The organism is Lysinibacillus sp. FSL K6-3209, from assembly GCF_037976175.1.
Taxonomy (GTDB): Bacteria; Bacillota; Bacilli; order Bacillales_A; family Planococcaceae; genus Lysinibacillus; species Lysinibacillus sphaericus_D.
Window position 1 is genome coordinate 4,114,518 of the sequence record NZ_CP150264.1, and the last position, 22,431, is coordinate 4,136,948.

17 protein-coding genes, 8 tRNA genes and 2 rRNA genes are annotated in these 22,431 nt (G+C 41.3%); 1 reads left to right on the plus strand and 26 read right to left on the minus strand.

Annotated features, from left to right (window positions below; genetic code table 11):
• Positions 1–20: 20 nt before the first annotated feature.
• The 20 genes from MHH88_RS19995 to acpS form a co-directional block, all read right to left on the minus strand.
• Positions 21–2,948 (minus strand): 23S ribosomal RNA (locus MHH88_RS19995).
• A 305-nt stretch (positions 2,949–3,253) separates the two neighbouring features.
• Positions 3,254–4,805: ribosomal RNA gene (locus MHH88_RS20000) — 16S ribosomal RNA — on the minus strand.
• The 16S and 23S rRNA genes sit together here with 8 tRNA genes alongside, the layout of an rRNA operon.
• Before the next feature lie 212 nt (positions 4,806–5,017).
• Positions 5,018–5,091, minus strand: a tRNA-Gly gene (locus tag MHH88_RS20005).
• An 18-nt stretch (positions 5,092–5,109) separates the two neighbouring features.
• Positions 5,110–5,186 (minus strand) — tRNA-Arg (locus MHH88_RS20010).
• A 24-nt stretch (positions 5,187–5,210) separates the two neighbouring features.
• A tRNA-Leu gene (locus MHH88_RS20015) sits at positions 5,211–5,296 on the minus strand.
• Positions 5,297–5,365: 69 nt separating this feature from the next.
• Positions 5,366–5,438 (minus strand) — tRNA-Lys (locus tag MHH88_RS20020).
• 15 nt (positions 5,439–5,453) lie between these two features.
• Positions 5,454–5,528 (minus strand) — tRNA-Gln (locus tag MHH88_RS20025).
• Between the two features lie 5 nt (positions 5,529–5,533).
• Positions 5,534–5,609: transfer RNA gene (locus MHH88_RS20030), tRNA-Asp, on the minus strand.
• A 27-nt stretch (positions 5,610–5,636) separates the two neighbouring features.
• Positions 5,637–5,708, minus strand: a tRNA-Glu gene (locus MHH88_RS20035).
• Position 5,709: 1 nt separating this feature from the next.
• Positions 5,710–5,786: transfer RNA gene (locus MHH88_RS20040), tRNA-Asn, on the minus strand.
• A 91-nt stretch (positions 5,787–5,877) separates the two neighbouring features.
• Positions 5,878–6,339: a SprT family protein gene (locus tag MHH88_RS20045; protein ID WP_339263136.1), complete on the minus strand. Its 462-nt coding sequence runs from the start codon at positions 6,337–6,339 to the stop codon at positions 5,878–5,880.
• 63 nt (positions 6,340–6,402) lie between these two features.
• On the minus strand, positions 6,403–8,577 hold the full coding sequence (locus MHH88_RS20050; RefSeq protein ID WP_069509001.1) for a Tex family protein: 2,175 nt from the start codon (positions 8,575–8,577) through the stop codon (positions 6,403–6,405).
• A 153-nt stretch (positions 8,578–8,730) separates the two neighbouring features.
• Entirely contained in the window at positions 8,731–9,516 is a 786-nt protein-coding gene (sigB, locus tag MHH88_RS20055; protein ID WP_339260242.1) for an RNA polymerase sigma factor SigB, read from the minus strand.
• The gene (rsbW, locus tag MHH88_RS20060; protein ID WP_024361306.1) at positions 9,494–9,964 is read right to left on the minus strand and encodes an anti-sigma B factor RsbW; all 471 of its coding nucleotides are present in this window, start codon (positions 9,962–9,964) and stop codon (positions 9,494–9,496) included. Before rsbW ends, sigB begins: the two co-directional genes overlap by 23 nt.
• Positions 9,951–10,295, minus strand: a complete 345-nt coding sequence (locus MHH88_RS20065) for an STAS domain-containing protein (protein WP_103977864.1) — start codon at positions 10,293–10,295, stop codon at positions 9,951–9,953. The genes rsbW and MHH88_RS20065 overlap by 14 nt, the downstream gene beginning before the upstream one ends.
• A 261-nt stretch (positions 10,296–10,556) precedes the next feature.
• Entirely contained in the window at positions 10,557–10,907 is a 351-nt protein-coding gene (locus MHH88_RS20070) for a type II toxin-antitoxin system PemK/MazF family toxin (protein WP_008177055.1), read from the minus strand.
• 4 nt (positions 10,908–10,911) lie between these two features.
• Positions 10,912–11,175 (minus strand): hypothetical protein, encoded by a 264-nt coding sequence (locus MHH88_RS20075; protein ID WP_080653282.1) that lies wholly within the window; start codon positions 11,173–11,175, stop codon positions 10,912–10,914.
• A gap of 437 nt (positions 11,176–11,612) precedes the next feature.
• Complete coding sequence (gene alr / locus MHH88_RS20080) at positions 11,613–12,734, minus strand: alanine racemase (protein WP_339260251.1); 1,122 nt, start codon at positions 12,732–12,734, stop codon at positions 11,613–11,615.
• 320 nt (positions 12,735–13,054) lie between these two features.
• A complete protein-coding gene (locus tag MHH88_RS20085; protein WP_339260253.1) occupies positions 13,055–14,164 on the minus strand; it encodes an outer membrane lipoprotein carrier protein LolA in 1,110 nt (369 codons plus the stop codon).
• An 88-nt stretch (positions 14,165–14,252) separates the two neighbouring features.
• Entirely contained in the window at positions 14,253–14,609 is a 357-nt protein-coding gene (acpS, locus tag MHH88_RS20090) for a holo-ACP synthase (protein WP_339260254.1), read from the minus strand.
• A gap of 64 nt (positions 14,610–14,673) precedes the next feature.
• On the opposite strand from acpS, the gene MHH88_RS20095 reads away from it, so the two are divergent.
• Complete coding sequence (locus MHH88_RS20095; RefSeq protein ID WP_339260256.1) at positions 14,674–15,294, plus strand: rhomboid family intramembrane serine protease; 621 nt, start codon at positions 14,674–14,676, stop codon at positions 15,292–15,294.
• A gap of 124 nt (positions 15,295–15,418) precedes the next feature.
• On the opposite strand, the gene MHH88_RS20100 is transcribed toward MHH88_RS20095, so the two are convergent.
• From MHH88_RS20100 to murF, 6 genes are all read right to left on the minus strand, one after another.
• Positions 15,419–15,994: a GNAT family protein gene (locus MHH88_RS20100; RefSeq protein ID WP_339260258.1), complete on the minus strand. Its 576-nt coding sequence runs from the start codon at positions 15,992–15,994 to the stop codon at positions 15,419–15,421.
• A gap of 116 nt (positions 15,995–16,110) precedes the next feature.
• Positions 16,111–17,583 (minus strand): PH domain-containing protein, encoded by a 1,473-nt coding sequence (locus MHH88_RS20105; RefSeq protein ID WP_339263138.1) that lies wholly within the window; start codon positions 17,581–17,583, stop codon positions 16,111–16,113.
• Positions 17,576–18,055, minus strand: a complete 480-nt coding sequence (locus tag MHH88_RS20110; protein ID WP_339260260.1) for a PH domain-containing protein — start codon at positions 18,053–18,055, stop codon at positions 17,576–17,578. Before MHH88_RS20110 ends, MHH88_RS20105 begins: the two co-directional genes overlap by 8 nt.
• A gap of 270 nt (positions 18,056–18,325) precedes the next feature.
• On the minus strand, positions 18,326–19,867 hold the full coding sequence (locus MHH88_RS20115) for a DEAD/DEAH box helicase (protein WP_069508980.1): 1,542 nt from the start codon (positions 19,865–19,867) through the stop codon (positions 18,326–18,328).
• Positions 19,868–20,216: 349 nt separating this feature from the next.
• Positions 20,217–20,909: an alpha/beta fold hydrolase gene (locus MHH88_RS20120; RefSeq protein WP_339260262.1), complete on the minus strand. Its 693-nt coding sequence runs from the start codon at positions 20,907–20,909 to the stop codon at positions 20,217–20,219.
• 153 nt (positions 20,910–21,062) lie between these two features.
• Positions 21,063–22,430 (minus strand): UDP-N-acetylmuramoyl-tripeptide--D-alanyl-D-alanine ligase, encoded by a 1,368-nt coding sequence (gene murF, locus MHH88_RS20125; RefSeq protein ID WP_103977859.1) that lies wholly within the window; start codon positions 22,428–22,430, stop codon positions 21,063–21,065.
• Between the last annotated feature and the right edge of the window lies 1 nt (position 22,431).

The window sequence follows — 22,431 nt, forward strand, 5'->3', positions numbered from 1 at the left end:
ATTGAATGTTTCAAACTTTTTTGGTTAAGTCCTCGATCGATTAGTATTCGTCAGCTCCATGTGTCACCACACTTCCACCTCGAACCTATCTACCTCATCGTCTTTGAGGGATCTTACTTACTTGCGTAATGGGAAATCTCATCTTGAGGGGGGCTTCATGCTTAGATGCTTTCAGCACTTATCCCGTCCACACATAGCTACCCAGCGATGCCTTTGGCAAGACAACTGGTACACCAGCGGTGTGTCCATCCCGGTCCTCTCGTACTAAGGACAGCTCCTCTCAAATTTCCTACGCCCACGACGGATAGGGACCGAACTGTCTCACGACGTTCTGAACCCAGCTCGCGTACCGCTTTAATGGGCGAACAGCCCAACCCTTGGGACCGACTACAGCCCCAGGATGCGATGAGCCGACATCGAGGTGCCAAACCTCCCCGTCGATGTGGACTCTTGGGGGAGATAAGCCTGTTATCCCCGGGGTAGCTTTTATCCGTTGAGCGATGGCCCTTCCATGCGGAACCACCGGATCACTAAGCCCGTCTTTCGACCCTGCTCGACTTGTAGGTCTCGCAGTCAAGCTCCCTTGTGCCTTTACACTCTACGAATGATTTCCAACCATTCTGAGGGAACCTTTGGGCGCCTCCGTTACCTTTTAGGAGGCGACCGCCCCAGTCAAACTGTCCGCCTGACACTGTCTCCTGCCCCGCTAAGGGGCATGGGTTAGAATTTCAATACAACCAGGGTAGTATCCCACCGACGCCTCCTTCGAAGCTGGCGCTCCGAGATCTCTGGCTCCTACCTATCCTGTACAAGTTGTACCAAAATTCAATATCAGGCTACAGTAAAGCTCCACGGGGTCTTTCCGTCCTGTCGCGGGTAACCTGCATCTTCACAGGTACTATAATTTCACCGAGTCTCTCGTTGAGACAGTGCCCAGATCGTTACGCCTTTCGTGCGGGTCGGAACTTACCCGACAAGGAATTTCGCTACCTTAGGACCGTTATAGTTACGGCCGCCGTTTACTGGGGCTTCAATTCGCAGCTTCGCTTGCGCTAACCACTCCTCTTAACCTTCCAGCACCGGGCAGGCGTCAGCCCCTATACGTCACCTTACGGTTTTGCAGAGACCTGTGTTTTTGCTAAACAGTCGCCTGGGCCTATTCACTGCGGCTCTCATGCGCTTGCACGCTCAAGAGCACCCCTTCTCCCGAAGTTACGGGGTCATTTTGCCGAGTTCCTTAACGAGAGTTCTCTCGCACACCTTAGGATTCTCTCCTCGACTACCTGTGTCGGTTTGCGGTACGGGCACCTCTCACCTCGATAGAGGCTTTTCTTGGCAGTGTGAAATCAGGAACTTCGTCCATACGGACTCGCCATCACAGCTCAACGTTACAGTGTGCGGATTTGCCTACACACACGCCTTACTGCTTGGACGCGCACAACCAACGGCGCGCTTACCCTATCCTACTGCGTCCCCCCATTTCTCAAACGGTGAGGAGGTGGTACAGGAATATCAACCTGTTGTCCATCGCCTACGCCTATCGGCCTCGGCTTAGGTCCCGACTAACCCTGAGCGGACGAGCCTTCCTCAGGAAACCTTAGTCATACGGTGGACGGGATTCTCACCCGTCTTTCGCTACTCATACCGGCATTCTCACTTCTAAGCGCTCCACCAGTCCTTCCGGTCTGACTTCAACGCACTTAGAACGCTCTCCTACCACTGACATCGTAGATGTCAATCCACAGCTTCGGTGAATCGTTTAGCCCCGATACATTTTCGGCGCAGCGTCACTCGACCAGTGAGCTATTACGCACTCTTTAAATGATGGCTGCTTCTAAGCCAACATCCTGGTTGTCTGTGCAACGCCACATCCTTTTCCACTTAACGATTACTTTGGGACCTTAGCTGGTGGTCTGGGCTGTTTCCCTTTTGACTACGGATCTTATCACTCGCAGTCTGACTCCCGTGTATAAATATCTGGCATTCGGAGTTTGTCTGAATTCGGTAAACCGGGATGGCCCCCTAGTCCAAACAGTGCTCTACCTCCAGTATTCTCATCACGAGGCTAGCCCTAAAGCTATTTCGGAGAGAACCAGCTATCTCCAAGTTCGATTGGAATTTCTCCGCTACCCACACCTCATCCCCGCACTTTTCAACGTGCGTGGGTTCGGGCCTCCAGTAAGTGTTACCTCACCTTCACCCTGGACATGGGTAGATCACCTGGTTTCGGGTCTACGACCACGTACTAATTCGCCCTATTCAGACTCGCTTTCGCTGCGGCTCCGCCTTCTAAAGCTTAACCTCGCACGTAATCGTAACTCGCCGGTTCATTCTACAAAAGGCACGCTATCACCCATTAACGGGCTCTAACTACTTGTAGGCACACGGTTTCAGGATCTCTTTCACTCCCCTCCCGGGGTGCTTTTCACCTTTCCCTCACGGTACTGGTTCACTATCGGTCACTAGGTAGTATTTAGCCTTGGGAGATGGTCCTCCCGGATTCCGACGGAATTTCACGTGTTCCGCCGTACTCAGGATCCACTCTGGAGGGAATGAACTTTCGACTACAGGGCTTTTACCTGCTCTGGCGGACCTTTCCAAGTCGCTTCATCTAACTCATTCCTTTGTAACTCCGTATAGAGTGTCCTACAACCCCAAGAGGCAAGCCTCTTGGTTTGGGCTCTTCCCGTTTCGCTCGCCGCTACTCAGGGAATCGATTTTTCTTTCTCTTCCTCCAGGTACTTAGATGTTTCAGTTCCCTGGGTCTGCCTTCAAGACGCTATGTATTCACGTCAAGATACTACGCGATTAAACGTAGTGGGTTCCCCCATTCGGAAATCTCCGGATCAAAGCTCACTTACAGCTCCCCGAAGCATATCGGTGTTAGTGCCGTCCTTCTTCGGCTCCTAGTGCCAAGGCATTCGCCGTGCGCCCTTAATAACTTAACCTATCGGCTTCCAATCCACTGCGCATTTCGTTGTCAGCTTCTCTCGTTCAATCAGTCACGTACGTAAGTACGCTCCTTCATTCACTCGTTCGCTTCCTAGAACTGCTTGTGTCTTGAAACCCTATTATTAGTTATTAAGCCTAAAAACTTAATTTAAAAAATAAATGTGTTTGTTACAATTTCAATGTCGTTTTATCCAGTTTTCAAAGAACAAATTTTGAAGTCATTCAGAAGAATGAACCTTCAAAACTGAACGCAAAACGTAATCTTACAAACCCAAGGTTTGTATTCCGAAAATATCCTTAGAAAGGAGGTGATCCAGCCGCACCTTCCGATACGGCTACCTTGTTACGACTTCACCCCAATCATCTATCCCACCTTCGGCGGCTGGCTCCAAAAGGTTACCTCACCGACTTCGGGTGTTACAAACTCTCGTGGTGTGACGGGCGGTGTGTACAAGGCCCGGGAACGTATTCACCGCGGCATGCTGATCCGCGATTACTAGCGATTCCGGCTTCATGTAGGCGAGTTGCAGCCTACAATCCGAACTGAGAACGACTTTATCGGATTAGCTCCCTCTCGCGAGTTGGCAACCGTTTGTATCGTCCATTGTAGCACGTGTGTAGCCCAGGTCATAAGGGGCATGATGATTTGACGTCATCCCCACCTTCCTCCGGTTTGTCACCGGCAGTCACCTTAGAGTGCCCAACTAAATGATGGCAACTAAGATCAAGGGTTGCGCTCGTTGCGGGACTTAACCCAACATCTCACGACACGAGCTGACGACAACCATGCACCACCTGTCACCGTTGTCCCCGAAGGGAAAACCATATCTCTACAGTGGTCAACGGGATGTCAAGACCTGGTAAGGTTCTTCGCGTTGCTTCGAATTAAACCACATGCTCCACCGCTTGTGCGGGCCCCCGTCAATTCCTTTGAGTTTCAGTCTTGCGACCGTACTCCCCAGGCGGAGTGCTTAATGCGTTAGCTGCAGCACTAAGGGGCGGAAACCCCCTAACACTTAGCACTCATCGTTTACGGCGTGGACTACCAGGGTATCTAATCCTGTTTGCTCCCCACGCTTTCGCGCCTCAGTGTCAGTTACAGACCAGATAGTCGCCTTCGCCACTGGTGTTCCTCCAAATCTCTACGCATTTCACCGCTACACTTGGAATTCCACTATCCTCTTCTGCACTCAAGTCTCCCAGTTTCCAATGACCCTCCACGGTTGAGCCGTGGGCTTTCACATCAGACTTAAGAAACCACCTGCGCGCGCTTTACGCCCAATAATTCCGGACAACGCTTGCCACCTACGTATTACCGCGGCTGCTGGCACGTAGTTAGCCGTGGCTTTCTAATAAGGTACCGTCAAGGTACAGCCAGTTACTACTGTACTTGTTCTTCCCTTACAACAGAGTTTTACGAACCGAAATCCTTCTTCACTCACGCGGCGTTGCTCCATCAGGCTTTCGCCCATTGTGGAAGATTCCCTACTGCTGCCTCCCGTAGGAGTCTGGGCCGTGTCTCAGTCCCAGTGTGGCCGATCACCCTCTCAGGTCGGCTACGCATCGTCGCCTTGGTGAGCCGTTACCTCACCAACTAGCTAATGCGCCGCGGGCCCATCCTATAGCGACAGCCGAAACCGTCTTTCAGTATTGTCCCATGAGGGACAATAGATTATTCGGTATTAGCCCCGGTTTCCCGGAGTTATCCCAAACTATAAGGTAGGTTGCCCACGTGTTACTCACCCGTCCGCCGCTAACGTCAAAGGAGCAAGCTCCTTCTCTGTTCGCTCGACTTGCATGTATTAGGCACGCCGCCAGCGTTCGTCCTGAGCCAGGATCAAACTCTCCATAAAAGAAATTTGATTAGCTCAAATTGTTTTGCTGGCATCAATTTTGATGTCCAAAATTTTGTTTCGTTCACTAACAAAGTTAGCTAGTAAAAACTATATTGATTACGTTTTGCTTGTTCAGTTTTCAAGGTTCATTTTGTTACCGTTTGTTTCAGCAACTTTTATATCTTAACATCTTTCATTAATGATGTCAACACTTTTTTAAAATGTTTTTTTGGAGCGGGTGATGAGAATCGAACTCACGACATCAGCTTGGAAGGCTGAGGTTTTACCATTAAACTACACCCGCAATTATTAAAATGTATTATGGCGCGCCCGGCAGGAGTCGAACCCACAACCTTCTGATCCGTAGTCAGACGCTCTATCCAATTGAGCTACGGGCGCATGTGTTAAATAACTGAACTGACTTGGTGCGGCCGAGAGGACTTGAACCTCCACGGGGTTGCCCCCACTAGGCCCTCAACCTAGCGCGTCTGCCGTTCCGCCACGACCGCATTCAAAAAATAGGAACCTTCTTATTATACAATGATAATTCGAATTTTCAACCTTTTTCTTAAAAAAGATGAGCCATGAAGGACTCGAACCTTCGACCCTCTGATTAAAAGTCAGATGCTCTACCAACTGAGCTAATGGCTCATATTAAGAAATGAATGGCTGGGGTACTAGGATTCGAACCTAGGCATGACGGAATCAAAATCCGTTGCCTTACCGCTTGGCTATACCCCAATAAGTGGCGGTCCCGACCGGGATCGAACCGGCGATCTCCTGCGTGACAGGCAGGCATGTTAACCGCTACACCACGGGACCAATGTTACAATTATCTATTTATGAAAATGACCCCTACGGGATTCGAACCCGTGTTACCGCCGTGAAAGGGCGGTGTCTTAACCGCTTGACCAAGGGGCCATGGCTCCGAAGGCAGGACTCGAACCTGCGACAACCTGATTAACAGTCAGGTGCTACTACCAACTGAGCTACTTCGGAATAATCATATTGTGTTGTCGGCTTTATCTTGTCGACTTTTACTATTATAGGGATTAGCTGAATAAACGTCAACCCTTTTTTAAAAGTTTTTTTACTCAACTATCATTAATTGCCCTGAACACTTGCCACAACAGTATCTGTTCACATTGAATCTAATTTTTCTAACATACCTTTGGTGACATTGTATACATTCATATGTATAGTGAGGGCGCTGTTTTTTGCTATGAGATTTAGGTCTTTGCAACGCTGAACAAAATCGAGGGGCATTCACTTTTTTTAACAACTCTCGAAAATCTTTATCTCGATGTTGATAGCCCTTTCCTTCAAGGTGCAAGTGGTAATGACATAATTCATGAAGAATGATCCCCTCTACCTCTCTAACACCATACATTTCAAACGCCTTTGGATTGATTTCAATATGGTGGGATTGCAAAAGATAACGCCCACCTGTTGTACGCAGCCTTGGATTAAAGTATGCACGATGCATAAAGGGTTTATGAAAACTTTCTAATGAAATTCGACTTACAAGCTGTTGCAGTTCCTCATTGTTCAATTTCATCACCTCTAACAATAAGAATACCACACTGCGCAGTATAGACAGTGTGGCAAGAAATTATTACACTTCAACCATTTGTTTTTCTGGAGGAAGCATCGTTAATGAAATACGGCCTTTGTTTACTTCTATTTGTTCCACCCATACTGTGACAATATCACCTAATGCCACAACCTCTAATGGATGCTTAATACGTTTTTTTTGCAACTTGGAAATATGCACAAGCCCATCTTGTTTTACACCAATATCAACGAATGCACCAAAATCGACGACATTCCGTACAGTACCTTGTAATTCCATTCCTACTTGTAAATCTTCCATTTTTAAAACATCCGTTTTAAGTAATGGTTGTGGGAAAGCATCACGCGGGTCACGACTTGGTTTCATTAAAGTATCTACAATATCCTGAACAGTAACAACGCCAATCCCTAGCTTTTCACTTAACGCTTGAACATTAAGAGCTGCAATTGCTTCCTCTGCTTTTTGTGTTCCTAGTTCTTTTTTATTTATGTGGGCCGCTTCTAAAATTTGCTCTGCAATATTGTAGCTTTCTGGGTGAATACCTGTCGCATCAAATGGATTTTTCGCTTCAGGTACACGTAAAAACCCTATTGCTTGCTCGTACGTTTTTGCACCAAGGCGTGGAATTTTCTTCAGTTGCGCTCGAGTTGTGAATTGCCCATTCTCTTCTCGTACTTTTACAATGTTTTCGGCAACGGTTTTCGATAGCCCTGAAACATATTGCAATAAAGAGGCTGATGCTGTATTGACATCGACACCGACTTGATTGACCGCTGTTTCTACTATAAATGTTAATGACTCTGATAATTTCTTTTGAGAAACATCATGCTGATATTGTCCAACACCTACTGCCTTTGGCTCAATTTTCACTAATTCCGACAATGGGTCCTGCAAACGTCGTGCAATTGACACCGCGCTCCGTTGCTCTACTTGCAAATCAGGAAACTCAGCACGCGCAACCTCCGACGCCGAATAAACGGATGCACCGGCTTCGTTGACAATAACATAAGCTACATCTGTGTTCACTTCACTTAAAACATCGGCAATAAATTGCTCAGTTTCGCGTGAGGCTGTCCCATTACCAATCGCAATGATTGTAATAGGATATTTCGCTAAAATCTCTTTCACAACTGCTTTTGATTTTGCTACATCTGGCTTTGGTGGATGTGGGTAAATCGCCGTAACTTCTAGCATTTTCCCCGTCTCATCAACAACAGCTAATTTACAACCCGTACGATAGGCAGGATCCACTCCTAGTACATACTTACCTTTTAAAGGTGGCTGTAGTAAAAGATTGCGGAGATTTTCCGAGAAAATATGAATCGCTTGCGCCTCTGCTTTTTCCGTTAATTCATTACGTAACTCTCTCTCAATCGATGGTTGAATTAATCGTTTGTAGGAATCCTCTATTGCAAGTTTCACCTCTGCAATGGCAGGTGAGAAACCTGTTGCTGGTATCCACTCTTTCCACATAATCATCAGTACTCGATCTATCGGTACTTGGATAGCAACCTTTATGACATCCTCCTTCTCCCCACGATTTACAGCTAAAATACGATGAGGAACAATGCGGTTAACAGGCTCTTCATATTCGTAATACATTTCAAAAACCTTTTTTTCATCTAGTTCCGCATTTTTTAAAGCGGTAGTCAGTATGCCCTCTTTCCAAGAAAAAGTACGGATTTTCTGCCGTATACTTGCATCATCAGCAAAGCGCTCTGCTAAAATGTCACGTGCTCCAGCAATTGCATCTTCCACTGTTGCAACATTCTCTATATCAACAAAATCTTGAGCTAATTGGACTAACGCTTCACTACGATACTCTAGTAGTAAATCAGCTAGAGGCTCCAATCCTTTTTCCTTTGCGATTGTCGCTTTCGTACGTCGTTTTTGCTTATATGGGCGATATAAATCTTCAACACGTTGTAATACCGTCGCCACTTGGATGGCATGTTCCAGCTCTGGGGTAAGCTTATCTTGTTCTTGAATTAAACGAAGAACCTCTTCTTTGCGTTGTTCAAGTTGCTGTATGTAATGATAACGATCTTCTACAGCTTTTATTTGTACCTCGTCCAAAGAGCCAGTAGCTTCTTTTCGATAGCGCGCAATAAACGGGACGGTGTTACCTTCATCCAGTAATTTTATTACTGCCTCTGCTTGATTTGGTTTAATTGCTACATCCTTTGCAATAAGCTGGTACATTTGTTTTTGTTCCACATTATCACTACCTTTTTTCTTTTCATTTTACCACTACACTTCAATAAAAAACCAAAGATAGTCTATCCACCAAGAAGGACAGCCAAAAATAAAAGGCGCTTATTGCTATTGGATTATGAAACCCTCTAGTAATAAACGCCCTAATGATAGGTATTACAGTGGCACACTTCCACTTGCAAGAATGACCTCCTGTAATTTCTTAATTGCTTTTCTTTGAATTCTCGATACATGCATTTGAGAAATACCTAATAGTTCTCCTGCTTCTTTTTGGCTCAGTTGCTCTAAATAAGTAAGCTGAATAATTTGTTTTTCTCGCTCATTCAAAACTTCCATTGCGTCTGCAACAATCATTCTTCTGTTGGTCATTTCATAACCTATATCTTCTTTGCCCATAATATCAGATAACGTGACAGTACTTCCGTCATTATCTGATTCGATTGAATGATCCATTGACAGTGCTTGATAGCTTCGGCTCATCTCCATTGCCTCTAATACTTCTTCCTCCGGTACCTCTAAACGCTCGGCAATTTCTTTAATGGAAGGTGAACGTTGTAACTCTATCGTTAACGATTCTACAGTCGTTTTAATACGTGGTCCTATTTCTTTAATTCGTCTCGGCACATGAACATCCCACGTTTTATCACGTAAGAATCGTTTAATCTCCCCAATAATAGTAGGTACAGCAAAGGCCTCAAAACTGCGACCAAATGTAGCATCAAAACGTCTTATTGCACCTAGTAACCCCAACATCCCAACTTGCACAATATCATCGTAATAAGATTTACCATATGAATATTTCCTTGCAATGGACTCTACTAAATTACGATAATGAATAACCAAATTGGTTTGTGCTTCTTCATCTTCTGTTGCTTGGTACAATTCTATCCACTTTAATACATCTTCCTTAGTAGAAGATTTATGTAGTGATTCTTTCGACATTTTTTTCCACCTGCTCCCTAGCGACGTACTTTGTCATGAAGACAGTTACGCCACCATCGTTATTAATCATCACCTCATCCATTAAAGTTTCCATTAAATAAAGCCCTAAACCGCCCTCTCTTAGCCCCGCAATACTGTCTCCCGGATGATAAGGCCCAATTTTCGTTTTAATCTCCTCAAAGTTAAAACTATTCCCATAGTCTGCAATCATCATTTCCAACTTATTTTCATAGAGGGCGCAACCTATGACAATTTCGCCTTCTTCAACATCTTTATACGCATGATGCACAACATTTGTCACCGCTTCACTAACGGCGATTTTCAAATCTTCAATATCATCGTAGCTAAATCCTATACGGTTAGCTAATCCAGAAACCGTTAAACGAATAACACTGACAAACTGCGGCTTTGCAGGAACCCTTATTTCAATATAATCAAATTCCTTCATTACTTAATTCCACCTTCTTATCAGTTTCAATATCCATCAGTTCACTTAAGCCAGTAATTTCAAATAATCTTTGTAATCGTTTAGATAGACCTACAATTTTCACTTTACCTTCTTCACGTAAAGCTCTTTTATAAAAAGCTACTAAAATACCAAGACCTGTACTATCCATATAATTCACTTTTGATAAATCTAATTTAATCTCCATACCTTCTGTAATCTTAACCGCCTCTAGTTCCTCACGCAGACCAGAAGCCGTATAGGTATCTATTTCACCTTCAACATAACCATATAATTTTGTGCCATCTTTTTTAAAATTCACTACCATGTCCATACAGCCCACCTCCACCAGATTTATTAGACTTTTCTTCTTTACCCGCATCTATCGGATGTTAAACATGATTAACTTTTTTCTTAGCATAAATTTTATTTTTTTGAGTTACAAAAAACAACGACATTTTTCTACAAACTTAAAATTCAATAATGCTTGCATCCTTTTATGAAACAACGGCTACTATTATTAATTGATTTAATGTAAAAAATTAAAAAAACATCAGGATAATAAAATCCCTGATGCTCTATACACATATGTATATCAAAATTTAACAAGCCCCAAACTAATCATCAATGCTCCATCTACTTTTTCCATTACTGCATGATCTAGCTGCGTAATACGATCAGTCAATCTAGACTTATCAATTGTACGCACTTGCTCAAGCAAAATGACCGAATCACGTTCAAAACCGTACTTTTCAGCATTTATTTCAACATGTGTCGGTAATTTTGCTTTTTGAATCTGTGCAGTAATTGCAGCGATGATGACAGTCGGACTAAATCGATTTCCAATATCATTTTGAATAATTAATACCGGTCTAGTGCCACCTTGTTCGGATCCTACTACCGGCGATAAATCTGCAAAAAAAACGTCACCACGTTTTACATTCAAAGTGTCATCCCCCGCTAACGAGACGCTCCACTGTATGTTGTGCTTCATATTCCGCGTGCAAGCATTCACTTGCAATCATCAGATTAATATGAGACATCTCAACATATCCTTTCATCATAGCTTCCCGTATTTGATTTGGTTGCTCCTGCATTAAATTTTTGCGCGACAAAATACGCACAAAAGATTCACCTTCAATTACTTCCTTTGTTTGTAGAATCAGTCTATCTTGAATAGCAATTGTAGCTTCTCTTAACTTTTTCTCGTACACAGCAAGCACCTCCAACGGAACCATACACTTTTTCATTACTACCCATTCTACCATTGAAAGATATTGTTGAAAAGACATGAAATGACAAAATATCTGACAATTTGAAGGACAAGTTGTAAAATTTTGTAGGTTGTCGAAAATATGTGCTGGTACCATACGTCATATTGACTTGGTGCCTGTTATTTAATTTCACTATACATAATCCACTAATCCGAACAGAATTGGGTTTCCTATTCACTGATTAATTTCGACAAATATTCTTTAACACGATTTGTCTAAATGTATTGCAAAATTATTTTCATTAAAAACTACTTGTAATAAAATCCCTTACGCGTTTCACCCAAAATTTGTCATACCCCTTATTTAACTTGACCAAAATTGAATAATTACTATTCACCCTCATTTTATGAAGCGAAGGGCTACTTGGTTAAACAAAGTTAAATGTAAATACGAGGAACTCTTGCTGTAATAATGCATGGTACTTCATAATTAATCGTTTCTAGCTTTGTTGCCCATTCATCTATTGAAACCTCTTCTTGCCCTTGACGACCAATGAGCGTTACTTCCTTACCTATAGCATATGCTTTTGGCAGCGCAACCATACATTGGTCCATGCAAATTCGTCCAACAATAGGCATTCTTTGTCCGTCTATTAGTACCTCTTGTCCTGCTAATTTACGAATTACCCCATCTGCATAACCTACTGGAATTGTTCCAATCCACATATCTGTTTGTGCAATGAATGTTGCTCCATAACCTACTGAATCTCCTGCTTTTAACTGTTTGACATGGACAAGCTCACTTTCAAGTGAAAAGGCAGGCTTCAATGGAAATGGTAAAATGCCCTCTACATAAGATGATGGTGCTAAACCATACATTGAAATACCATAACGTACAGCATCATATTGTAAACGAGTATCTTTTACCAAAGCCGTTGCTGTATTGGATGCATGGACTAGTCTAGGTTTGTCAGGCAATATAGCAATGAGCTTTTCAAATAACGCTACTTGGCTATCGAAATAGGCTGTGTCTTCCTCATCCGCTGTTGCAAAATGAGTAAAAATGCCATCCAATTCTACATTATCTGTTGAATGGATGGTATGGTATAGCTCTAATAATTCGCTTTCGGTGCGTATACCAATTCTGCCCATTCCGCTATCTACCTTAATATGTAGTTGTAAAGGGTTTTCTTCCCCTGCTACCATTGTTGCAGCTTGCTGTACCCAATCACTTGAAAATACTGTAAGCGTAATGCGTTGTTGTGCTGCATAGGATGCAAATGATACTGGCGAGGCTCCTAATATGAGTATGTCTGGTTCTTCGAAATGTGCTCGAATATGTAATGCTTCATCTGGTGTAGCCACTGCAAGCATTGTAGCACCCGCTTCCAAAGCTGCTTTAGCAACTGCAATATCCCCATGTCCATAGGCATTTGCTTTTACGACTGCGATAACTTGTACACTTGGTTGGAGTAGAGCTTTTAAATTTTTTATATTTTGTTGGATTGCTTGTAAATCTACAATTGCTTTGGTTGGTCTGAAATGCTGCTGTGTCTCCATTAGAATACCCTCTTTTTTAGTTATTAAACCGTTATGTATAGGAAAAAACTCCATATAACATTAAATCCTAGCCTACTACTTGCCCGCCATTCGGATAATACATTGTTCTGCTTGTACATACCATTATATAAATTCGACAGCATGTTAATTTTTCCCTTTTTATTCCTATCAAAACTAGTTTTTCTTTTGCAAACCATACAACACGTTTCTATAAATAATCTCCACGGTTTCACATTACTATACATAAACTGCTAGAAATAATTTACTTTTATTGCCTAATAAGCTACAGCTCTCTTTTCAGAAAGCTGTAGCTAGAAAAATTACTTCATACTACTTATCGTCATGGAAGTCGCAACTTCCACCATTTCTTCACGTGTTAATTTACTAGAAGCTACGAAGAATGCGACGCCGTCTTTTTCCCAGCTAATGGACGTATCTGTAATCGCGCCAATTGTAAACCCTAAGTCAACAGGATCACCTGGTGAAGTAACTGGTAACATAGAGGACTCTTTCAAAACTGGTTGTTGCATAACTGTAAACGCTTTATCACCTTCAAACGTTAAAATAACTCGTTCCATACCACTATCACTAATGGCTTTTTCACCTGTCATTTTCGTGTTCTCAAAATTTACAACTGGATAATGAGTTTGGAATTCTTGATATTCAACCTCTGCACCGACTGCTTCTTTTGCACCATCTGCATCCGCTTGACCTTTAGCATCCGTTTCACCTTTAGCATCTTTATCATCTTTTGCATCTTTGTTTGCAGGTGCAGCTTGTTCGCCTTTTGAATCTTCTGTTTCCGTAAATTGTTCAACAGCATACTCTTTCGCAGCATGTTGTACACCTAGCTTAATATTATTAAATGTAATACGAATTTGCTCTTCTTTGACATCATTCATAATTACTACAGATGTAGGAAGCATCGTTTTCTTATCTACCGTAATAACTTGGTGAGGCATACTATTTTTATAGCTATTTCTAGTAGCCGCTTCAAATATATATGCTTTGTCCTCTTCTTTCATGACTAAATTTTTATCTTCTGCTAAATCTTCTGCTAATGCACCGATTAAATACGCCTGACTATTTTTCTTTGGCCAATCACTTTGGAATTTATACATTTTGTTTAATGTTGGTGTAACCACAAAAACTCCATCTGCATTACGCACAATCATTTGCGAAACATCTTTTCCACTTTCAACTACTTCCACTCGATAGAAATCAGGTTTAGTATGCCACACAGTAACATCATATGTTCTAGGTTCTCCACCTGATTTAATCTCCATCTTAGCGTCTAACTCATAACCATTCGTCTCTGACCACTTACCATTAACTTTCTTCAACACTTTTTCCTGTGAGGCTGTACCACACGCCGACAGAAGTAATATCGCACAAATTAAGACGAGCCAAGTAACTAAACGGTTGCCCACGCTTTCACCCTTTCTTCTTTCAAATCCACTACGACAATATATGAACCATATTTGTCAGTTATGTCATTTGATAAAAAGGCAATATATTTTATTCCATAAGTAATATTACTTGCGCGGCTGCATATTGCTTAGAATGTGTGATACTGACAAAGCCCTTTACAAGCTCTCCTTTAAAACATAAAACAGGGTTACCCGCTTCCCCTCTTAATATTTCAACATCTTGTAGCGCACAATCTTTCCCTATTCCGGTACCTAGCGCTTTTGAAAAGGCCTCTTTTGCCGCAAATCGCCCTGCTAAAAATTCTATTTTGCGAGATTCAGAATGCGCTGCAAATAGTGCACGTTCGTTAACTGATAAAATGCGGTCTATAAATTTATCTGTGCGTGTCATTGCTTTCACAATACGCTCAGTTTCTACAATATCGAGACCAATTCCTTTAATCATATGAACTTCTCCTTTTCTTATTTCCAAAAAGCCATGTATAATAATTGTAAATTGAGGTGGAGCTATGTTTAGTAGAACAGAAAATTTTAAGCAATATACAAGTTATTATCCTGTTGTTTCAACATTAATAGCAGTGAATCTTATTCTTTATGTATTAACACTTCTTCCAATCATAGGAGAACTGCTGTGGAACTATGGGATTCAAGTCAATTTCCTTATACAAAGCGGTGAATGGTGGCGTATTTTCTCTGCGATGTTCTTACATGCGAACTTTATGCATGTGCTCTTTAATATGTTCTCCCTGTTTTTATTTGGGCCAGAACTTGAGAAAATTGCAGGTAAAGCACGTTTCATTACGATTTATTTATTATCGGGTATCGTAGGGAACATGGCAACCTTTATGCTTAATGACAGTAGCTATGCCAGCCTTGGCGCAAGCGGCGCAATTTTTGGCATTTTCGGTGCGTTTGGTGCACTTGTCTACTACACGCGTCGTACGATGCCAATGCTTCGTAAGCTTATTTTGCCGATTATCGTCATCAGTGTCATCATGACTTTCTTACAGTCTAATGTAAATGTTTATGCCCATTTAGGTGGCTTAGTGACTGGATTCCTACTCGGACTTATTTACCTACATCCTACAAGAATTCTAAGTTGGCGCAAACAAAGAATGGCAGGAAAATAGCTTGTAAAAAGAGGAGCTACCCCATCAGTGAGCTGTTAATCACTGCGGGCTGTTCCTCTTTTTTATAGCTTAACATCCCTAGCATTCCATTTTTCCTAAGGTCATTGACATACTATCGTTGAAATTATAGTACAACAGTAGCCTCTTTTGCCATTTTTATTTTTTTCCATTCTACTGCGGTTAGTCCATAAACAACCTGATCTACATAATGATCGTATAGCCATTCAGCATCTCTTAAACGCCCTTCTTCATTGAAGCCTAGCGCTTTAGGAATTGTACGACTACGTATATTACCTACTGCAACGCGGACTTCAATGCGATTTAACTTTAGATAATTGAAAGCAAAATCAATAAATGCCCTCATCGAATTTGTCACAAGCCCCTTACCGACAAAATCATTCCCTAACCAATAACCAATACTTGTCCACTTATGTTGCCAATTCACTTGATGAAAGCCAATGACCCCCGCTAGCTTACCATCATAATAAATTCCAGCCTGTATGCCGTTATGATCAGCATATTGTTGCATTGCATTGCGAACAAATTGTTCTGTATCTTTGACCGTCTTTACATTATCTACAAAGGGTAACCACTCACGTAAAGTTTCTCTTGAACGGTCTGTTAGCGCAAATAATTCCTCTACATCATTTAAATCTAACATTTTTAAATAGGTGTGCTCATTTATGCTGTATCGAAACATCAAATCCACCCCTTTTTGTCAATTTATTCTATTATAAACGGATTTTTTCTAGATTTGTATATAAAAAAAGCTAATCTTTACATTTTTTATGCAAAGATTAGCCTAACATTTTCTATTTAATGTTCATACCAAGTTAATATAGTTTCAGCATCTTGTTGTTCTAGGCTAGGTACATTACCTGTCATACCAGTCATTCCTGACATTACCGTTGCTTTTAAAGACATCACTTGTTTACGCTTTTGGAAATACGTTTGACTACTTTCCATAGATTGTATCCGTTTTTTCTCCATAAACAATGTAATGCGACTAAAAATCCGATATTGCATTGTCAATTGCTTTCCGTCAATCATGTAGCCCGCTGTTCTATGTTGCCACATACCAAGGAATACGATTAATGGAATTAGTAAGAATGCTAATAACCCGTAAGGATATAAGAAATAACTACTTGCCCCTATTATTGGTACGAGCCAAAAGAAATCAATGCGATAAAAAAATGGACGCGCACGTTTCGGAGCCTTTATAAATTCAGGATGCCAATTCATTTCAGGGAAAAGTTGTTCTAGCGTTTGTACACAATCTTGTTTTTTAATCAGTGGGAACAAGGCAATTTTTTTATCTCCACCCTTTTCACCATTCCCCCCCGCACTTTCTACTACAACCGTAGCAAAGCCAAATATTTGTCTCAAGGGGTTTTCAACAATACGGATAGCCTGTATTCGATTTAAGGGTAATGTAATTCTTTTCTTCTCCAGTAACCCTTTAGTAATCATTAACTTATCATCTTCAATACGAACCGTATAATCGTAATAATTCACAAGTGTTATAACAACCGATAGTAGCCACGCAATAATTAGCACAAACATGACCATTAAAGCAACTAAGAATGCACCAATCTTCACAAAATCCGCCACTTCATGAAAGACCTCTTCATACGGGATAATATCCGAAAACTGTGAGATGACCGCTGCTACCCCTGATAAGACTACGCCTATCCCACCGGAAGTCGTTGCTAATACAAGTAAATCCCGCATCGACATACGATAAATAACAGGCACCATTCCTTCGTCTATTTGCGCATGTGATGGTTCCACGTCAAAGGATTGGGCGATTTGTGTTTTTGCTCGGCGCATTTCTTCTTCAATAACGTCAGCTGCTATTTTTTGAATAGCTGTTAACTCTACCTCTGGCTTGCCACCTTTATTGCCTGCTGTTTCAACTTGCACCTTGACTAAGCCAAATATGCGATGAAAAATACCTTCATGGTAATTTAAACTTTGAATACGCTCAAATGGAATATAACGCTTCTTTTTGACGAATAACCCGTACTTCACTCTAAGTTCGCCATCCTCAAACCAGTAAACAAAGGTACGCCACTTTACAATACCACCGATAAGCGCTAGTATTGCCCCTACCCCCCATACACCAAACAGTAATACGGTTTCAAAAAAATGTTCACTTCGGAAGTTCAAAGAAAAGTTAAAGCCATTACTAATAATGATAATGGCTACAGGTAAAATCATACTCTTTAGTGCTTTAACACTAGAGATAATCGCCGATACAGGGTGTAAACGATACACTTCGTTAGACATCATCTTCCGCCACCCTTGCTAATTCCGAAATACGCGCACGAAGTCCATCTGCTTCATCCATGACCAGTGCAGGAATTGTATGTACCGTAGCGGCTGTAGAAATTGAAATATTACCTAGGCTGTATCTTTTTAAAATGGGGCCTTGTGTCGTGTCAACATGTTGCACACGTACCATTGGTATTAATGTGCGTTTGACAACAAACAAGCCATGTTGAACTTCAATTTCATGTTCACGCACTTCATATCTCCAGCGTTCCCAACGAATTTTCGGGAATAAATACGCAGATAAAAATGCACTTAATAGAACAACAGCAATAGCGATAAAATAAATAAATGAAGGCCATTCATAATAATAAGTGCCGTAACAAACCAATGCTGCAACGACTAACAACAGCAATGTTTGTAACACACCATATAATCGCCATACTGTTAACCCTTTTCGGGAAATTCGATGAATTGGTTCTGCTCTCAAAATTGTTCCTCCTCTTTTCATTACCTATGTATACGTACGTAAATACCAATTTGTTTCAAATAAATCCATAGCCTTTTCATCATAATTAACCGCCGTCTAAACATCTAGTATATCGCCTTTTGGGTATACGACGCTATAGTGAGATACTTATACTGAGCCACTTCCGTCGCTCGCACTCTCACTCCCTCTTCCAAACATTCCAAATAAATTAATTCAAATATAAATATAAAAAACCTTACAGTCAATTTGACTGTAAGGTTTGAAAGTTCATTAGTCTTCATGGCGACGTGGTGCACGTGAACGACCTTGTCCACCTTCACGACGAGCTCCGCCCTCACGGCGACCACCTTCACGACGGCCTCCACTGTTGCGACGATCGCCACCACTACCTTCACGACGGTTACCGCCAAAGCTACGACCACCACCGCTTCTGTTACGGCCATTACGATCGCCACCACGGCCACCACCGCCACCAGAACGCTCACGGCGCATTGGTAATGGACGTTCTTCTGTAATTGTAACAGGCGTATCATCCGGCTCTTTCGTTAATGAGCGTAATGCAGCTGCTACTACATCGATAGCATCATGGTTTTCAAGGACTTCTGTAGCTAATGTGCGATAATCACCTAAGTTATTATTGGCAATAAGACCTTCAAGTGTCTCAATAGCTAAACGTTGTTGACCTACTAAAGCTTCGTCATTTGTTGGCGGACGAAGTGGTGTCATACGTTTTTTCGTTGTTTCTTCAACAATACGTAAATAGCCCATCTCACGTGGAGTTACAAATGTTACTGCAAGACCTGATTTTCCGGCACGGCCAGTACGACCAATACGGTGAACGTAAGACTCAGGATCTTGAGGAATATCAAAGTTATACACGTGTGTAACGCCTGAAATATCTAGACCACGAGCTGCTACATCTGTTGCAACAAGGATATCAATTTTATTTTCTTTAAATTGACGTAAAACTGAAATACGTTTTGCTTGGCTTAAATCACCATGAATTCCTTCAGCAAGATATCCTCGGATTGATAAAGCTTGTGCTAGCTCATCAACACGACGTTTTGTACGTCCAAAGATAATCGCTAATTCTGGTTGGTGAACGTTTAATAAACGAGATAAAACATCAAATTTTTCACGCTCAGCAGCTTTCACAAAATATTGATCAATGTTATCCACTGTTAATTCTTTTGCTTTAATTTTTACAATTTCAGGGTCACGCATAAATGTCTCAGCGATTTTACGGATTGCTGGTGGCATTGTTGCTGAGAATAATAATGTTTGACGTTCAGCAGGTACGTTTTCTAAAATTGAATTAATATCATCAATGAAGCCCATGTTTAACATTTCATCTGCTTCATCCAGTACAAGTGTTTGAACATCTTCTAGTTTTAAAGTACGACGATTAATATGGTCTAAAATACGACCTGGTGTACCTACAATAATTTGTGGTTTATTTTTCAGCGCACGAATTTGACGTCCAATTTCTTGACCACCGTAAACTGATAATAATTTTACACGCTTGTCGTAGCCGATTTTATATAGTTCTTCTGAAACTTGAATCGCTAATTCACGAGTTGGAGCAATTACTAACGCTTGGATATTAGGGTTTTTAGGATCGATTTTCTCGATAAGTGGAATACCAAAAGCGGCAGTTTTACCTGTACCAGTTTGCGCTTGACCTAATACATCGCGACCTTCAATGGCAAAACGAATAGTACCCTCTTGGATTGGTGTTGCTTCTTCGAATCCCATACGTTTTACTGAACGTAGTGTAGATTCACTAATATTTAATTCTGAAAAATTTGTCAAACTTCTCAATCTCCTTTTTTCCTTTTAAGTTGACAAATGGTTACATTTTCAGATGAAGTTGTCGGCAAATTCGAGCCTGTGTTGTGGAACGTTTCCGTTACTTAAAAATTCTCTCTACAAATGCTTCAAGTAGAGCTCTCTTATATGAAAAGGAAAGCCCGGTCTTTACCGAGCGGTTCGATTCTGCGTAATTATTCACTTAGAATAAAACCGTTGTGTTCAAAAAAAAGTACTCTTCAACCAAATTATGAAGAGTCTTCGCACAAAATGTATCCATTGCTTACACTAGTCTATCACGGGAATCAAACGTATGCAACGATAACGCATGAGTCGTAATAATCTGACTACTTTACATATCCTTTAAAAACGCTAAAACCTTCGTAAACCAATCAAAACAATCTTCACAATAACAAATATGATGTTTGCCATTGTTAGAAAAATACAACTTTTTATTTGTTGAAGCAAGCTGATCAAACAAATATTGAGCGGTATGATAGGGCACAATTCCGTCTAATTTTCCTTGAACGATATACACTGGAATTTTAATGTCTTGATAATATGGCGCTACCCTTTGTACGAGTTTCATGAACTCAATTGTAGCTGCTAAGGGGACGTTGTTAAACTTATGACGATATCTCAAAAACAGCTCATTATTCGAAAGGTTGCGATGATACGCCTCGGTTGCTAGCATTTTAAAATCTTTTACAAGTTGCTTAGGGCTAATATATTTGGCTGCAGCACTAAGCAGGACAAGCTTCTTCACCTTATAACGTTTCGCTAAATATAACGCAATAATCCCGCCCATAGAAAAACCAACGACAATCACTTCATCCACTTTTTTCGATAGCGCTCGAAAAGCTAACTCCGCATCCATTAACCAATGTTGTGCGGTAAAGCCTTTCATCTTTAGTTCTTCTCCATGCCCAGATAAGGTAGGTGTCTCGATTAGCCAATCTGTATTGGCTCGTAAATAAGCTGTAAACGGCTCTATCTCATAAGCACCACCCGAAAATCCATGAATGCATAATACACCTATCGTCATTACCCTCACCTCAAAAAGTGGCTGTTTTACCAGCAACATAGCGCACAAAACGCTTTCTATATGCTTTTTAATAAAGGGTAAAAATCATCGCACTATAAACCAGAGCGGATTTTTACCCCAAGTAACAAATTCATTATGTCAAACAATCGCAAATCATGAAGTAAATGCTTGCAAAATTGTTTCTAGTTTCATACCACGTGATCCTTTTAATAATACAATGGATTTCTCTGTTGCCTGTTGCAGCTTTGCAATGATAGGCGCAAAATCATCCTTATCGTATAGTAAATGGTCAGCGTCGAAACGTTCTTTCAGCACCTCATACAAGAAAGCCATACGCGGACCGTACAAGCACACATAATCAATTTCACTTTCATGAATTGCTAATGATAACTCTTCATGGAAGCTTTTTTCATTATCCCCTAGTTCGAGCATATCACCTAAGACCAGCCACTTTTCAGGGCGAATAGTTGTTGTGGCTATAAACTGAATCGCCGCCTTTACCGACGTAGGTGCAGCATTGTAAGCATCATTAATAAATAATGCACCTTGATTTCCTTGTACTTGTTGCATACGCATATCCGTTAACGTTACGTCTTTTAAAGATGTACGAATTTGCTCATCCGTTAAACCTAGTTTTTGCGCGATAAGCATGGCAATTAAAGTGTTTTTCACCTGATGCTTCCCAAGAACAGAAATAAAGAAATCACCTTCAATAGCACCATGTGTTGTAAAACTACTGCCACTTGCAGTTGCTTCAATATTTTCAGCATATAACAAATCGCCTGGTTCTAAACCAAACGCCTGCGCATTTAAATGTTGTTCTTTTGCAACAAGCTCATTTAATAATGGCTCATCACCATCATAAAAGAGCACACCGTCCTCTTGCATACCTTGTATAATTTCAAACTTCGCCTTTGCAATACCGGCACGCGAGCCTAAGTCTTGCATATGTGCCTCACCAATATTAGTAATTACCGTTATATGAGGACGAGCTAACTTTGTTAAAAACTCAATTTCCCCAAATCCACTCATGCCCATTTCAAGTACAGCAACTTCTGTATCCTCTTGGAGCTGTAAAATCGTAATCGGTAAGCCTAATTGATTATTAAAATTACCAATTGTTTTTTGTACTTTAAAAAACGGTGCTAGTGTGCCTGCTAAAATATCCTTTGTGGATGTTTTACCATTCGATCCTGTAATACCAATAAAGGTCGCCTTATGCTCATTACGATAAGCACGTGCCATTTGCTGTAACGCCAACTCTGAATCATCCACAAATAGTAACGGAACATTCTTTGGCGGATTTGGTTCATCTTTTTGCCAAAGCGAAGCACCCGCTCCTTTTTCAAAAGCTTGTTGTACAAACTTATGACCATTTGCCTGTTCACCGCGGAATGGCACAAATAAATCCCCTTGGCAGATTGTTCTTGTATCAATCGATATACCAGATACAATCGTGTCTCCGAAAGCTGGCACTTCATCATTTAACCATGCTGCTAATTCCTTTAATGTCTTTTTCACA